The sequence below is a fragment of the Streptomyces sp. NPDC031210 genome, assembly GCF_055570395.1.
The window spans coordinates 365,605-380,776 of sequence record NZ_JBVIHH010000004.1; the positions used below are offsets into that span (position 1 = coordinate 365,605).

12 protein-coding genes are annotated in these 15,172 nt (G+C 72.9%); 4 read left to right on the plus strand and 8 right to left on the minus strand.

From position 1 onward, the window contains the following. Positions 1 to 95 precede the first annotated feature (95 nt). The 6 genes from ACZ45Z_RS11155 to ACZ45Z_RS11180 form a co-directional block, all read right to left on the minus strand. Positions 96 to 1,130: a BMP family lipoprotein gene (locus ACZ45Z_RS11155; RefSeq protein ID WP_468359591.1), complete on the minus strand. Its 1,035-nt coding sequence runs from the start codon at positions 1,128 to 1,130 to the stop codon at positions 96 to 98. Positions 1,131 to 1,260: 130 nt separating this feature from the next. After that, complete coding sequence (locus tag ACZ45Z_RS11160) at positions 1,261 to 2,514, minus strand: amidohydrolase (RefSeq protein ID WP_468359594.1); 1,254 nt, start codon at positions 2,512 to 2,514, stop codon at positions 1,261 to 1,263. A gap of 127 nt (positions 2,515 to 2,641) precedes the next feature. After that, complete coding sequence (locus ACZ45Z_RS11165) at positions 2,642 to 3,850, minus strand: hypothetical protein (protein WP_468359597.1); 1,209 nt, start codon at positions 3,848 to 3,850, stop codon at positions 2,642 to 2,644. A 22-nt stretch (positions 3,851 to 3,872) separates the two neighbouring features. Continuing rightward, positions 3,873 to 4,805, minus strand: coding sequence for an N-acetylneuraminate synthase family protein (locus ACZ45Z_RS11170; protein WP_468359600.1), 933 nt, complete (start codon positions 4,803 to 4,805; stop codon positions 3,873 to 3,875). Positions 4,806 to 4,885: 80 nt separating this feature from the next. Then, complete coding sequence (locus ACZ45Z_RS11175; protein ID WP_468359603.1) at positions 4,886 to 6,220, minus strand: cytidylyltransferase domain-containing protein; 1,335 nt, start codon at positions 6,218 to 6,220, stop codon at positions 4,886 to 4,888. Positions 6,221 to 6,252: 32 nt separating this feature from the next. Beyond that, on the minus strand, positions 6,253 to 7,596 hold the full coding sequence (locus tag ACZ45Z_RS11180; protein ID WP_468359606.1) for a DUF6716 putative glycosyltransferase: 1,344 nt from the start codon (positions 7,594 to 7,596) through the stop codon (positions 6,253 to 6,255). Between the two features lie 187 nt (positions 7,597 to 7,783). On the opposite strand from ACZ45Z_RS11180, the gene ACZ45Z_RS11185 reads away from it, so the two are divergent. The 3 genes from ACZ45Z_RS11185 to ACZ45Z_RS11195 are packed head-to-tail and all read left to right on the plus strand — an operon-like array spanning position 7,784 to position 11,267. Then, positions 7,784 to 8,761 (plus strand): glycosyltransferase family 2 protein, encoded by a 978-nt coding sequence (locus tag ACZ45Z_RS11185; protein ID WP_468359609.1) that lies wholly within the window; start codon positions 7,784 to 7,786, stop codon positions 8,759 to 8,761. Then, the gene (locus ACZ45Z_RS11190; RefSeq protein ID WP_468359612.1) at positions 8,761 to 10,107 is read left to right on the plus strand and encodes an alpha-2,8-polysialyltransferase family protein; all 1,347 of its coding nucleotides are present in this window, start codon (positions 8,761 to 8,763) and stop codon (positions 10,105 to 10,107) included. Before ACZ45Z_RS11185 ends, ACZ45Z_RS11190 begins: the two co-directional genes overlap by 1 nt. Next, positions 10,104 to 11,267: an acyltransferase family protein gene (locus ACZ45Z_RS11195; protein WP_468359615.1), complete on the plus strand. Its 1,164-nt coding sequence runs from the start codon at positions 10,104 to 10,106 to the stop codon at positions 11,265 to 11,267. The genes ACZ45Z_RS11190 and ACZ45Z_RS11195 overlap by 4 nt, the downstream gene beginning before the upstream one ends. On the opposite strand, the gene ACZ45Z_RS11200 is transcribed toward ACZ45Z_RS11195, so the two are convergent. Then, positions 11,230 to 11,949 carry a TetR/AcrR family transcriptional regulator C-terminal domain-containing protein gene (locus ACZ45Z_RS11200; protein WP_468359618.1) on the minus strand — a complete coding sequence of 240 codons (720 nt, stop codon included), beginning with the start codon at positions 11,947 to 11,949 and terminating at the stop codon, positions 11,230 to 11,232. The two genes, ACZ45Z_RS11195 and ACZ45Z_RS11200, sit on opposite strands and share 38 nt — an antisense overlap. A gap of 62 nt (positions 11,950 to 12,011) precedes the next feature. Here ACZ45Z_RS11200 and ACZ45Z_RS11205 point away from each other — a divergent pair, with 62 nt between their 5' ends. Continuing rightward, positions 12,012 to 13,559, plus strand: coding sequence for an FAD-dependent monooxygenase (locus ACZ45Z_RS11205; protein WP_468359621.1), 1,548 nt, complete (start codon positions 12,012 to 12,014; stop codon positions 13,557 to 13,559). A gap of 130 nt (positions 13,560 to 13,689) precedes the next feature. Here the strand turns inward: ACZ45Z_RS11205 and ACZ45Z_RS11210 are convergent, their stop codons facing one another. After that, positions 13,690 to 15,126: a GntT/GntP/DsdX family permease gene (locus tag ACZ45Z_RS11210; protein ID WP_468359624.1), complete on the minus strand. Its 1,437-nt coding sequence runs from the start codon at positions 15,124 to 15,126 to the stop codon at positions 13,690 to 13,692. Positions 15,127 to 15,172 lie beyond the last annotated feature (46 nt).

Sequence of the window (15,172 nt, forward strand, 5' to 3'; positions counted from 1 at the left end):
GCGACGAGGAAAGCCGGACGAGAGGTGCCGGATCGCTCCGGCGCCGCGGGCCGGCGCGGCGGTCGGTGACCACCGCGCCGGACCCGGGCGGAACGCTACTTCTGGGGGACGTCGCTGACCTTGACCTCGCCCGACGCGATCTTCTTCTTCGCCGCGTCGATCTTGGCCTTGATGTCGTCGATGAAGCCGCCCGAGGTGGACAGCCGCACGCCGTCGTCCTTGAGCGTGTAGCTCTTGGTGCCGGTCAGCGCCTTCTTGTCGTGGACGCTCTTGACCAGGTCGAAGACCGCCACGTCGACGTTCTTCATCACCGAGGTGAGGATGGAGGACTTGTACTTCGCCAGGCCCGGCTGCAGGTACTGGTCGGAGTCGACGCCGATCGCCCAGGTGCCCTTCTTGGAGGCGACCGTCTCGATCGAGCCGTTGCCGGACTGGCCGGCCGCGGTGTAGATGACGTCGATGCCGGCGTCGAGCATGCCCTTGGCCTTGCCCTTGGCGGCGGCCGGGTCGTTGAAGCCCTTGTCGTCGTTGGCGTAGAGGTACTCGGAGGTGACCTTGGCCTTGGGGTCGGTGTCCTTGACGCCCTGCTCGAAGCCGGCCTGGAACTTCTGGATCAGCGCGTTGTTGACGCCGCCGATGAAGCCGACCTTGTGGGTCTTGCTCTTCAGCGCGGCGGCGACGCCGGCGAGGTAGGAGCCCTCCTGCTCGGCGAAGACCATGCCGTAGACGTTCTTGGCCTCGGCGGGCGAGTCGACGACACCGAAGGTGGTGTCGGGGAAGTCCTTGGCGACCTTGTTGACGGACTTGCCGTAGTTGAAGCCGACGCCGATGACGGGGTTGAAGCCCGCCTCGGCCAGCGAGGACAGCCGCTGCTCGCGGTCCGCCTCGGTCTCGCCGTTCTTGGCGGTCATGAGCTTGGACTTGACGCCGAGGTCCTTCTCGGCCTTGTCCACGCCACGGGCGGCCGCCTCGTTGAACGAGTGGTCGTCCCGGCCGCCGACGTCGAAGGCGAGTCCGACGCCCTTGTTCTTCCCACCGGACTCGGTGGAGGACTCGCCACAGGCGGACAGCGAAGCAGTGAGGGCCGCGGTGGCGATGCCCGCGGCAACGATCTTGGATACCCGGCGCACGAGGGGCCCCTTCGACTCGTAGCGCCTTCGTCGGCGCTGATTCCGCCGCATCGTAACGCGCGTAGATGCCAGAAAAGGGGGAGGCTGGAAGCCGTTATCGGATCGTCGCGAACAGAAGTCGACGGGCGGGTTACGGCAGGTCGCCGTCGATCAGCGCGGCGGCGGTGAACATCTCCACACCCACCGTGATGGCCCGCTCGTCCACGTCGAAGTCGCCTCGGTGGAGATCATGGCGGGCCAGTTCGCCGGGCCGGCGCACCCCGAGCCGGGCCATCGCGCCCGGGACGTGTTCGAGGTACCAGGAGAAGTCCTCCCCGCCCAGGGACTGCTCGGTGTCCTCGATGCTCGCGGCGCCGCGGCGGGCGGCCATCGCGTCGTGCAGGAGCTGCGCCGAGTCGTGTTCGTTGACCACCGGCGGGACCCCGCGGACGTAGTTGATCTGCGACTTCGCGCCGTGCAGCGCGGCGACCTCGTCGATCGCGGCGTGCACCAGGTCGGGGGCCTCGTGCCAGGCGGTCAGGTCCAGGCAGCGGACCGTGCCGGACAGCTCGGCGTGCTGCGGGATGACGTTCGGGGCGTGGCCGGACTCCAGGCGGCCCCAGGTGATGACGAGGCCCGCGCGGGCGTCGATCCGGCGGGCCAGCAGCGCGGGCACGTCGAGGGCGACCCGCGCGGCGGCGGTGACCAGGTCGGTGGTCAGGTGCGGGCGCGCGGTGTGGCCGCCGGGGCCGTCCAGGCCGACCTCCAGCCGGTCGCAGGCCGAGGTGATCGCTCCCGTACGCAGTCCGATCCGGCCGGCGTCCACCCGCGGGTCGCAGTGGACGGCCAGGATCCGGCCGACGCCCTCCAGGGCGCCGGCGGCGATCACGTCGGACGCGCCGCCGGGCAGGACCTCTTCGGCGGGCTGGAAGATCAGCCGGACCGGGCGCGGCAGCCGGCCGGCGCGGGCCAGCCCGGCCAGGACCAGGCCGGTGCCCATGACGACGGTGGTGTGGACGTCGTGGCCGCAGGCGTGGGCACGGTCGGGGACCGTGGAGCGGTAGGGGACGGTTTTGGTGTCCGGGATGGGCAGGGCGTCGATGTCCGCGCGCAGGGCGAGTGCGGGGCGCGGGTCGCCGGGCGTGGCGGTGCCGGGCGAGGGGAGGATGTCGCACACCAGACCGGTGCCGCTGTCCAGGACGCGGGGCCGCAGACCGGCCTGCTCCAGGCGCGCCCTGATCGCCGCGGTGGTCCGGAACTCCTGGTTGCCGAGCTCGGGGTGCATGTGCAAGTCGCGGCGGAATGCGATGAGTTCGGTGCGCAGCTCCTCGGGCAGCGCGCCGGGGAGCTTGGCTCCCGCGGAGGTGTCATCGTCGTCGGAATCGCGGGACTTCTGTTGGTTCACCTGTTGAAGGTTACGGGGCCCGATGGGGCAACTGTCCCTCGATCAACAAAAGTTCAGCCCCATAGGGGACGGGAATCTAGGCCGCCCGGCGCATGGAGGGTGCGCGGCAGGGGTATGAACTTGGGCTTCATCCGGCGGCCATCCGGGGGGCGCGGGGCAGGCGTCGCACGTCGCGGGCGGTTCCGGTGACCCCGTCGAGGAAATCCTGCGCGCGCGGCGAGGCGGTGTCCGTCAGCCACGCCGGATCGACGTCACAGACCGCGACCTCGACCTCGGTGCCGAGCAGCGCCAGCGGCAGGGTGTGCACGACGGTCGAGGGGAAGGAGAGGATCAGCCGCCCGATGGGGCCGCGCCGGGCTATCAGTTCCAGCGGCAGGTCCGGGCGGACGATCTCCAGGCCGGTCCCGGTCGCCAGCCGGTGCAGTTTGTCGGTGCTCTCGCGGCGGTGCGCGAAGTAGCGGGTGGCGCCGTGGGCGCGGGCCAGCGCGCGGACCGCCTCCAGGTAGCGGTCGGTGTCGACGACGCCGGTCTCGGCCAGGGAGGTGCCGACGATGTCGGTGCCGCGGGTCAGCCGGGGTGGGCCGAAGCGGCCGCGGGTCCAGGAGAAGTCGTTGGTGGTGACGCGCACGCCGGGCGGCGGGTCGACCGGCATGGAGCTGAAGAGGCCGACGGTGCGCCGGCCGCCCTCCGGGGCGGGGGTCAGGCGGCGGCGGGCGGTGGCCGAGAACGGCGCGAAGAACAGGTCGCGCGGGCCGCGGCCGCTGCCGTGCCGGTGCCAGCGCACCAGCCGTTCGCCGCGCGCGAGTTGGCCGATGAACTCCATGGTGGCGGTGCCGTCGTCGACGACGACCAGGTCGCGGGCCCGGGTGAGGGTGAGCAGCAGTTGGACGTAGCGGGAGAAGGGGTCGCCGATGACGACGCGGCGGGCGCGGCGCAGCAGCGGGGTGAGTCCGCCGATGGTCCGCATCGGTGCGGTGGGGCCGCCGCGGGCTTCCTCCCAGCGCACCGCGTGGCCTTCCTCGCGGGCGAGTTCGGCCATCCGGCGCAGTTGGCCGCGGGTCATCGGATCGTGCGGGGAGAGCACGACGACGGTGAGCGCGGTGGCCCGGGCGGTGTGCGCCCATTCCAGGACGTTCAGGAGCTGCACCGGGCTTTCGACGAAGGCGAGGGTGCCGGCGTCCGGGGCGGCGCCGGTCCGTTCGCCGGCGGGTGCGCGTCCGCCGCGCTGCCGGGGCACCCCCAGGAGGCGGCGGGCGGGAGTACCCGCCGCCTCCTGGGGCGGGACCTGCGCGCCGGGCGCGGACGGCGCGGCGCGGGTCCCTTCGGATGAGCTCACGTCGGGAACTCCTGTCGGTCCGTCAGACTGCCGCGGGCTCGCGGTCGGCGCCCTCCGACTCGGCCACCACACCGGCGACCCGGCGCAGCTTGCGCATCGGGCCGAGCTCGCTCTCGTAGACCTTCTTGACGCCGTCGCCGAGCGAGTCCTCGATGGTGCGGATGTCGCGGACCAGGCGGGTCAGGCCGCCGGGCTCGACGGAGGCGGCCTGGTCGGAGCCCCACATGGCGCGGTCGAGGGTGATGTGGCGCTCGATGAAGGTGGCGCCGAGGGCGACCGCGGCCAGGGTGGTCTGGAGGCCGGTCTCGTGGCCGCTGTAGCCGATCGGGACGTTGGGGTACTCGTCCCGGAGGGTGTTGATCATGCGCAGGTTGAGCTCCTCGGCCTTGGCCGGGTAGGTGCTCGTGGCGTGGCAGAGCAGGATGTTCTCGCTGCCCAGGACCTCGACGGCGTGCCGGATCTGCTGGGGGGTGGACATGCCCGTGGAGAGGATGACGGTGCGGCCGGTGGCGCGCATGGCGCGCAGCAGCTCGTCGTCGGTGAGGGAGGCGGAGGCGACCTTGTAGCAGGGCACGTCGAACTTCTCCAGGAAGGCGACGGACTCGACGTCCCAGGGGGAGGCGAACCAGGCGATGCCGCGCTTCTTGCAGTACTCGTCGATGGCGCGGTAGCCGTCCTCGTCGAACTCCACGCGGTGGCGGTAGTCGATGTAGGTCATCCGGCCCCAGGGGGTGTCGCGCTCGATGTCCCACTGGTCGCGCGGGGTGCAGACCTCCGGGGTGCGCTTTTGGAACTTCACCGCGTCGCAGCCGGCGTCGGCGGCGGCGTCGATCAGCGCGAAGGCGTTCTCCAGGTCGCCGTTGTGGTTGATGCCGATCTCACCGGTGACGTAGACGGGGCGGCCGGGGCCGACCACGCGGTCGCCGAGGGTGCGCAGGCGGGAGTTGCTGCTCATGAGGAGGATTCCTTCGGTAGGGAGAGCGGTGGATGTCGGGGACATCCGGTGGGAGGGGTAAAGGGGTGGGGTTCGGGGGGCTAGAGGGACGGGCCCAGGAGCCAGCCGGCGATCTCGCGGATCGCTCCGCCGCCGCCGGGCGTGGCGGTGACCGCGCGGGCCGCGCCGCGCACCACGTCGTGCGCTCCGGCGACCGCGACGGGCCAGCCGACGAGGTCGAAGCAGGGCAGGTCGTTGACGTCGTTGCCGACGTAGAGCACCCGCTCGGGCGCGATGCCCGCCTCCTCGCACCACTGTTTGAGGGCGAGGTCCTTGCGGTCGACGCCGTGCAGGACGGGCACCTGGAGCTTGCGGGCGCGGGCGGCGACGACCGGGTTGGTCTCGGAGGAGAGGATCAGCAGCTTCAGCTCCGCCTTGCGCAGCGCGGCGATGCCGAGGCCGTCGCCGCGGTGCACGGCGACCAGCTCCCGCCCGTCGGCGTCGATCAGCACCCGGTCGTCGGTCTGGGTGCCGTCGAAGTCCAGGACGACCGCGTCGATGTCCCGGCCGGTCGGGAGGTGGGGGGCGGCGGCGCCGGACGGGTCGCCGGGGCGCGGGGCGTCCAGGAGCGGCGCGAGGGCGCGGGCGCGGGCGAGGTCGTGCGGGTCGTCGATCTCCAGGACGCGGGCGGGATCGGTGCGCACGAGGTCGGTGCGGCCGAAGAAGCGGTGGCCGCGGGCGCGGAAGCCGGCCGCGTCCATGGCGTAGGCGGCGCCGGTCTCCAGGAGGTCCTGGGGGCGGTCCTGGCGGCGGGGCCGGAAGGACTTGTCGTGGTTGACGCCGTAGCCGCCGGTCGTGGTGGTGACGGTGGTGGTCGCGGCGGCGGGCTCGGCGGGGAGCGCGGCGGCCGGTGCGGGCGCGGCGGCCGGTGCGGCGACCGCGTCGTCCACGAGGCCGTCCTCGTCCCGCCACACGAAGCCATGGAACGGTGCGACGGTCAGCGCGCTGTCCGCCCCGTCCTCGACGACGGCGGCGGCGACCGCGTCGACGTCCTCGCAGGTGAGGAAGGGGCTGGTGCACTGCACCAGGAGGACGGCGTCCAGGGGCGTGGCGTGCTCGGCTTCGTAGGCGTCCATGGCGTGCAGGACGGCGGCCTCGCTGGTGGCGGTGTCGCCCGCGATGTCGCCGGGGCGCCGCACGACGACGGCGCCGGCGCCGCGCGCGGCGGCCGCTATCGCCGCGTCGTCGGTGGAGACGACCACGTCGGTGACCAGGCGGGCGCCGCGGCAGGCCCGGACCGCGCGGGCGACCAGGGGCACGCCCCCGACGGCGGCGAGGTTCTTGGCGGGTACGCCCTTGGATCCGCCGCGGGCGGGGATGACGGCCACCACGGTGGGACGGCGCTCGGGCGTCCGGTCCTGCGGGCTGAGCGGCATTTCGGGCTCCTTCCGGGGGCCGTGGGGGCGGGTCACAGTTGCCCCCAGCGGCGGATGGCGGGGGCGACGCGCTGGACGCCGTGGCGGTAGGCGCCGCGGGCCGCCTCGCGGACGGTGTCGCGGGCGACCCGGCGCAGTCCGCCGGTCGCCTCGGGGGTGTCGGCGTAGCCGGCGAGCGGCGCGCCGCGGGTGTCCAGGCCGTGCCGGGCGAGGATGCCGGGGAGGTAGCCGGGGGCGGTGCGGGGTGTGTAGTAGGGGGTGAGCGGCGGCAGTCGGTCGGCCGTGCGCAGTGCGGTGACCCGGTCGCGGGCCGCGTCGAAGGCGCGCTCGTAGTCCCCCGGCTCGGGGGCGACGCCCTGGCGGGCGAGCCATGCCGGGTCCGGTACGGGGCGGTGCCCGGCGTCGAGTTCGTCCCAGGAGGCGAGGCAGCCGGAGCCGAGGAAGTGGTGGTTGCCGAGGGCTTCGCGGATGCCGAGGTCGGTGAGGACGGCGGTGGGGATGCCGCGGTGCAGGGATTCCAGGGCGGCGGTCGAGCTGACGGTGACCATCAGGTCGGTGCGGTCCAGGACTTCGCCCATGTTGCCGTAGACCAGGCGGCAGTTGGCGGGCAGGCCGCCGGGCGCCTTGGCGGCGAGCCTTTGGTAGGGCAGTTCCTCGATGTGGGTGGTGTGCTCACCCGGCTTGCTGCGGAGTTTGACCAGTACCTCGCGGTCGGGGTGCTTGCGGGCGTGCTCGATCGCCCTGCGCAGCAGGTACGTGCGGTCCGCGCGGCTTTCCGGTACGGAGGGCTGGGCGGCGAACACCACGGTGCGGGGCTCGCCCGCCCCGGTGTGGGGGGCGCCGCCCAGGAAGGGCAGGGCGCATTCGACGACGCTGCCGTCGTCGGCGCCGACGCCGCGGTAGACCTCGCGGAACCGGTCGGCGTCGTGCCGGGAGTTGGCGAGGACGACGTCCGCGCCGTGCCGCAGCAGCAGCCCGTCGGCGAGCTTTTCGTAGACCACCCCGACGTAGCCGGTGACGACGACGGGCCGGTGCGCGGCGCCTTCCCAGGCGCGGGCCAGGCCGTGCAGCATCGCCTGCACCGCGCCGCCCACGCAGGCCAGCACGACGACGTCGGGGCGGGTCCCGGCGTCGGGGCGGACGCCGTCCCGCATCGCGTGCAGGAAGTCGACGCCGCGGATTTCGCGCAGCGCGTCCGCACGGGCGCCGACCTCGTGGAGCTGGCGGACCGTGGGCGTGGCGCGGCCGCGGAGGAGGTAGCCGTCGAGCCGGATGTCCGATTGGATGCGGTGCGCTGTCAAAGCGCCCCATTTCCATCGGGTATCCGAATCGGCGAGTACGGCGACTCGCGGCGAAGAAGTGGTACGTGAGGGCACGGCGATGACGCTAGGAAGGCATTCCGTTTCGCGGGCCAACTGGGTCGCAACAAACGGTTAACAGCGGGCCGACGAACGACGAACCGGCCCGTCCGGCACCCCGGTTAACCATTCCGCCATTCTTCGTTCACCACAAAGACCGCATCGCGTAAAGACGGATGCGGGCGCCGCACCTAATGTCACCCGGGTGGTTAAGCTCTCCGTCATCGTGCCGTTCTACAACGTGCAGACATACGCGCCCGACACCCTGAAAAGCCTGGCGGCCAACGCCCGCGAGGATTTCGAATTCCTCCTCGTCGACGACTGTTCGCGCGACGAGACCCCGCAGATCCTCGCGCGCGCCGAGGGTGAGCTGCCGGGCGCCAGACTGCTGCGGCACGAACGAAACGGCGGCCTGGCCACCGCCCGCAACACGGGCCTGGACGCGGCCCGCGGCGCCTACCTCACCTTCCTCGACGGCGACGACTGGCTCGCCCCCGGCTACCTCGCCCAGCTCCTCTCCCGCATCGAGGAGTTGGACTGCGACTTCGTGCGGACCGACCATGTGCAGTGCACCGCCCGGGCCCGCACCGTCCACCGCGTGCCGCACGGCCGGCGCGACGTCGTCATGGACCCGCGCGAGCTGATCCTGCCCGCCGACCGCTCCACCTCCGTCGACTACGCCTACGCCTGGGCCGGCATCTACCACCGGCGGCTGCTGGACGAGGGGGTGCTGCGTTTCCGGGACGGGCTGCGCACGGCGGAGGACCGGCCGTGGATCTGGCGGCTGCACCGCGAGGCGCGGTCGATGGCGGTGACCGGGCTGCTCGGTGTTTTCTACCGGCGCGGCGTGGCGTCCTCGCTGACCCAGATCGGAGATGTGCGGCAATTGGACTTCATTCGCGCCTTTGACCAGGTGATCGAGGAAACGGCGCGGGACCGCGACGCGGATGTTCTGTTGCCGAAGGCGGTACGCACCTATTGCGCGATCATTTCGCATCACCTGGGATCGATCGAACGTTTCGAACCGCAGGTCGCCCGGAAATTGCGGGCGATGAGTGCCGCGGCGATGAAACGTATGCCGCAGGACGTGTTGAAGGAAGCGCTGGATTCGATGGACGCGGGACGCGCCTCCCGGCTGCGGCGACTGCGCCGCCGCCCGGTCCCGGCGGAGGTGGCGGCCTGATGCGCACCCGGCCTCGTACCCAGATCTTCCTGGCGTCCACGCTCTACGGCGCGGCGACGCTGGCCGCCGCGCTGGACGCCGGCTGCTTCGAGCCGGCCGGCCGGCGCCTGCTGCTGGTCAGCAACAACGCCACGACCCCGGAGACCACCCCGGCGCTGGACACCGCGCCCGGCTTCGAGCGGCTGCGCGGCCGCTTCGACGGGGTGCTGTCGTGGAACGAGACGATCAGCCCGTTCCACCCCGGCGGCTGGTCCCCCCGGCCGGACGACGTACCGCTGTGGGAGCGGCACCTGCGGCTGCTGTGGGGGCTGGGCGACGACCGCGTCGAGCTGGTCGTGGAGTCCCTCCAGGTCAATCCGGCGCTCGCGCTCGCGCAGTTGTTCCCCGACGCGCCCGTCGACGTCTACGCCGACGGCCTGATGAGCTACGGCCCCACCCGCAACAAGCTCGACCCGCTGGTCGGCACCCGCGTCGGCCGCCTGCTGCACCTGGACCTGGTGCCGGGCCTGACGCCGCTGCTGCTGACCGAGTTCGGCGTCCCCGCGCGGACCGTGCCGACCGACGCGTTCACCAAGGTGCTGGCCGAACTCGCCGACGCCGCCGGCCCGTTGGACGTGCCGCGGGGTGCGGCACTGCTGCTCGGGCAGTACCTCTCCGCGCTGGGCATCCTCACGCCCGAAGAGGAGGAGGACCTGCATGTGCGGATGGTGCGCGGCGCCGTCGCGCGCGGCCACCGCGAGGTGGTCTTCAAACCGCACCCCTCCGCACCGGCCCGCTGGTCGCGCCTGCTGGAGCGGGAGGCCGAGAAGCTGGACGTGGAGCTGACGGTGCTGGACAGCCCGGTGCTCGCCGAGGTGCTCTACCAGCGGATGCGGCCCGCGCTGGTCGTCGGCTGCTTCTCCACCGCGCTGCTGACCGCCGCCACCTTCTACGACCTGCCGACCGCGCGGACCGGCACCGGCCTGCTGCTGGAGCGGCTCACGCCGTACCAGAACAGCAACCGCGTGCCGGTGACGATCGTGGACGCGCTGGTGCCCGACCTGTCCGAACCGGACTCCGCGCCGCTCCCCGCCACCGCCCTCGGCGGCCTGGTCCCGGCCGTCGGCTACGCGATGCAGCACCAGATATACCCGCACCTGCGGCCGGCCGCCGAGCGCTATCTCGCGGCCCACCTCGACCAGCGCACCTGGCGCTATTTCAAGCGCCGCCGGCTCACCGCGCTGGCGCTGCCCGGGGCGGTCCCGTCCCAGCTCGCGTTCCTTCCCCGCAACGCGGCCCTGCGCCGGGTCGCCCGCCGGGCGCGGGCGGTGCGGCGGCGCCTGAAGAAGCGGGCCGCGTTCGGATGAGCGCACCCCAACTGGCGGCCGGTGCGCCGGAGGTCGCGCCGGACCTCCTCGGCCCCGCCCCGGCGGCCCGCACACGGGGCCGCGACCGGGGCGGCCCGTCGCGGCTGCGCGCCCTGGACGGGCTGCGGCTGCTCGCCGCCCTGATGGTCGCGGCCTACCACTACGGCGGGCGCGACGGCGAGATCGCCCAGGCGTGGGGCGGTTCGCCCGCCCAGCAGTTCCCCACCGCGTCGCCCTTGTTCGCCTACGGGTGCCTGGGCGTGCAGATCTTCTTCGTGATCAGCGGTTTCGTGATCTGCCTCAGCGGCTGGGGGCGGACCCTGCGCGCCTTCGTCGCCTCGCGCGTCTCCCGCCTCTACCCGGCCTACTGGGCGGCGATACTCCTGGTCACCGCCGTCTTCGCGCTGCCGTGGGTGGCGTATGAGGCGCTGTCGCCCAGCGAGGTCCTGACGAATCTGACCATGCTTCAGCAGCCGTTGGGCGCGGACCGGGTGCTCGGGGTGTGCTGGACGCTGTGGGCGGAGATGCGCTTCTACGCGCTGTTCGCGCTCTGCGTGGTCCTGCCGGGCGCCACCCGCGGCCGGGTGGTGCTGTTCTGCGCGGGCTGGACGCTGGCCGGCGCGCTGGCGCAGGCCGCGCACCAGCCGTTCCTCGACGTGGTTCTGATGCCGCGGTACGCGCCGTTCTTCATCGGCGGCGTGGGTCTGTACCTGCTGCACCGCTACGGTGCCCGCGATCCGATCGCCTGGGCGATAGTGCTGGTGAGCTGGCTGACCGGCCAGCATCACGCGGTCGCCGGCCTGTGGCACGCGCCGTCGGCCACGGCGTTCTCCTACCGTTCGGAAGCCGGCATCGTCGCCGTCGTCACCGTCGGCTTCGCGCTGGTCGCCGCCGTCGCGCTGGGCCGACTGCGGTGGGCCGACTGGCGCTGGCTGACCGTGGCGGGCGCCCTGACCTACCCGTTCTACCTCGTCCACGAGCACCTGGGCTGGGTCGTCATCCGCGCCCTGCACGGCGGCGCCGGCCTGCCCTCGTACGCGACGCTGCCGCTGACCGTCGGGGCGATGCTGACGCTGGCGTGGGTGCTGCACCGCTGGGTGGAGCGGCCGCTCACGCCGGTGCTCAAGCGGTCGGTCGATCCGCGGCGTCCCTCGCGCTGAGGGTCCCGGCCGCCGTCGCCTCGATCCCGGCGACGATGAAGCGCAGCCCGGCCTCGAAGGACCGGTCGAGGTCGCCGAACATCTCCCGGCCGGCCCGGGCCGCGCGCGGATACCTCTCGCCGAGCCGCTGTTCGCGGTCGGCGAGGTCGTAGGCCGGGTCGCGGGTGGCCGGATCGCGCCGCTCCGGTTCGCCCGGGTCGGGATAGACCGACTGCTCCTCGATGACCAGCCCGATGGTGAAGTTGTACGCCGTCCACCAGGCGCGCGCGGCGTCGCCGAGGGTGAAGCCCGCGTCGGTGAGGCGGCCGAGGAACATGTCGAGCGGGGCGGCGTGGCTGTCGTCGGTCAGGCGGGTGCCGCTGAAGACCTTGCCGCCGTCGCGGTAGCCGAGGAGTTCGCGGCGCAGGGCGCGGCAGCAGGCCGTCAGGGCGTCCTGCCAGGACTCGCCGAGCCCGTCGGCCGTGGGTCGGCCGGCCATCAGCGGCTCGGTCATCCGCCGGAGCATCTCCGTCGCCATCTCGTCCAGCAGCGCCTGTTTGTTCTTGAAGTGCCAGTACAGGGCGGGCGCCTGGACGTCCAGCTCCTTGGCGATGCGGCGCAGGGTGAGCCCTTCGAGACCGACGTCGTTCAACAGCCGCAGTGCGGTGTCCGCCACGAGCTTCCGGTCGAGTCGCGTTCCCATGTTGACAATTTAACACCGTTAAGGCCATCCTCGGACCCATGGAACTTAACAGCGTTAAGGAAATGGCCTTAAAGGGTGCGCCCCACGGGGACGGCACCACCGTCGACGTACTGATCGCGGGTGCAGGCCCGACCGGTCTGGCCCTCGGCGTCGACCTCGCCCGGCGCGGCGTGAGCGCCCTGATCGTCGAGCGCCAGGACCGCCTCTCCCCCGGCGCCCGCGGCACCGGCCTCCAGCCGCGCACCCAGGAGGTCTACGACGACCTCGGCGTGCTGGACGCCGTACGGGCGGTGGGCGGGTACTACCCGAAGACGGCCCTGTGGGAGGACGGCCGGATCACCCGGACCACCGAGATGATCGAAAGCGTCGATCCGACGCCCGCCGTCCCCTACGCCACTCCCCTGATGGTCCCGCAGTGGCGCAATCAGGAGGTGCTGAGCGCGCGGCTGTCGGAGCTCGGCGGCGAGGTCCTCTTCTCCACCGAGCTCACCGCCTTCGAGCAGGACGCGGACGGCGTACGGGCCCGGCTCACCCTCGCCGGCGGCGGCGAGCGGACCGTCGGCGCCCGCTATCTGGTCGCCGCCGACGGGGGACGCAGCACCGTGCGCAAGGCGCTCGGCATCGGCATGAGCGGCCCGTCGCTGACCCCCGGCGCCGCGGTCCTCGCCGACCTCGCCATCGACGGCCTGGACCGGGACCACTGGCACCGCTGGACGCTGCCCCACGGCGGGTTCATCGCGCTCCTGCCGCTGGCCGGCACCGACCTCTTCCAGGGTCTCCTCGCGGCGTTCCAGGACGAACCCGACACCTCCGCCGAGGCCGTCCGGGCCGTCATAGCGGACGCCACCCACCTCGCCCCGGAGCAGATCCGCGAGGTCGTGTGGACCTCCGTCTACCGCCCCAAGGCCGCCATGGCCGACCGCTTCCGCGCCGGTCGGGTCTTCCTGGCGGGCGACGCGGCCCACATCCACTCCCCGGCCGGCGGCCAGGGCCTGAACACCAGCGTCCAGGACGCCTACAACCTCGGCTGGAAGCTCGGCCAGGTCCTGCGGCACGGCGCCCCCGACGCCCTGCTCGACAGCTACGAGGGCGAACGCCGCCCGATCGCCGCCCACATCCTGGACACCAGCACCCGGCTGCACCGCTCCGGGAACCTGCGCCGCGGCAGGGACCTCCACCAGTTGGACCTCGGCTACCGGGACAGCCCGCTGGCCCGCGAGCTGCGCGCGCACGTCCCCGAGGGCGCGCCGCGCGCCGGTGACCGCGCGCCCGACGCCCCGTGCACCACCGCCGACGGGCGGTCCTCCCGCCTCTTCGACGCCTTCCGGGGCCCGCACTTCACGCTGCTCGCGCTGGGCATCGACCCCGACACGGCGGCGCTGCCGGCCGACGGGGCGCTGCTGCGCACCGTCCGCGTCGGCGGCCCCACCCCCGACCTGATCGACTCCGCCGGCCACGTCCGCGACGCCTACGGCGACGGCCCCGGCCTGTTCCTGATCCGCCCCGACGGCTACGTCGCCCTGGCCGCGCCCGCCGAGGACGCGGCCCTGCACATGGCCACCGCCCTGGCGCCCTACCTCGCCGCCCGCGTACCGGACCCGGCCGTGTGAGCCGCCCTCGCCGCGACGCGCACGAGGCCGTACTCCGCGACCACGCGCGGGGTACGGCCTCGTGCCGGGAAACGGGCGCCTTACGGGGGGAGGCGCCCGGAACGGCGAACCGCTCTGAGGTTCGGGGCCCCTACAGGACCAGGGACAGCAGCAGGACGCAGCCGATCCCGACGACCGAGATCAGCGTCTCCATGACCGACCAGGTCTTGAGGGTCTGGCCGACGTCCATGCCGAAGTACTCCTTGACCAGCCAGAAACCGGCGTCGTTGACGTGGCTGAAGAACAGCGAGCCGCAGCCGATCGCCAGGACCAGCAGGGCGCCGTGGGGGGTGCTCATGCCGTCGGCGAGCGGGGCGACCAGGCCGGCGGCGGAGATGGTGGCGACCGTCGCGGAGCCGGTGGCCAGGCGGATGGCGACCGCGATGAGCCAGGCCAGCAGCAGCGCGGAGAGGTGCCAGTCCGTGGACATGTCCAGGATCATCTTGCCGACGCCCGCGTCCACCAGCGTCTGCTTGAAGCCGCCGCCCGCGCCGACGATCAGCAGCACACCGGCGATCGGGGCGAGCGACTTCTCGACGGTGGCCGCGGTCCGCCCCTTGGTGAAGCCGGCCGCCCGGCCCAGCGTGACCATCGCGACCAGGACGGCGGTCAGCAGCGCGATCAGCGGCGAGCCGACCACGTCGAACACCCTCTGGACGGTGGCTTCGGGGTCGTCGACGACGATGTCGACCAGGGCCTTGGCCAGCATCATCACGACGGGCAGCAGCACGGTGGCGACGGTGACGCCGAAGCCCGGGCGCCGGTCCGGCACGGCGGAGGCCCCTTTGACCCTGGAGTCCGACGTCCGCGCGGCCCCGGAGGAGGAGTTGATCATCTTCTCCGGCGGGCGGATGTCCACCCAGCGGGCCGCGTACCGGGAGAAGACCGGGCCCGCGATGATCGCCGTCGGGATGGCGACGACCACGCCCAGGGCGAGGGTCACGCCGAGGTTCGCGCCGACCGCGTCGACGGCGACGAGCGGACCGGGGTGCGGCGGGATCAGGCCGTGCATGACGGACAGGCCGGCCAGCGCCGGGACGCCGATCCGCATCAGCGAGAAGCCGCCGCGCCGGGCGACCAGCAGCACGACCGGGATGAGCAGCACGATCCCGACCTCGAAGAAGAGCGGCAGACCGACGATGCCGGCGATCAGCACCATCGCCCACGGCATCGCCCGCCCGCTCGCCTTCGCCAGGATCGTGTCGACTATCTGGTCGGCGCCGCCGGAGTCGGCCAGCAGCCTGCCCAGTACGGCGCCCAGCGCGATCAGCACGCCGGTGCCCGCGACGGTCGTGCCCAGACCCGTCGAGAAACTGGCGATGGCCTTGTCCAGCGGGGCGCCGGCGACCGCGCCGAGCACCAGCGAGCCGATGATCAGCGACAGGAAGGCGTGCAGCTTGAACGTGGTGATCAGCAGAACGATGACGGCGATGCCGGCGAGGACGGCGATGCCGAGCTGTGCGTGACCGGCCGAGGTGAGGGGCTCGGTCGCATCCACTGCGAGCATCTCGGCGCTGAGATGAATCACGGCGATTCCCTTGGGTGGACGGCAGGGGGAAAGGGGGGTGGCTGCG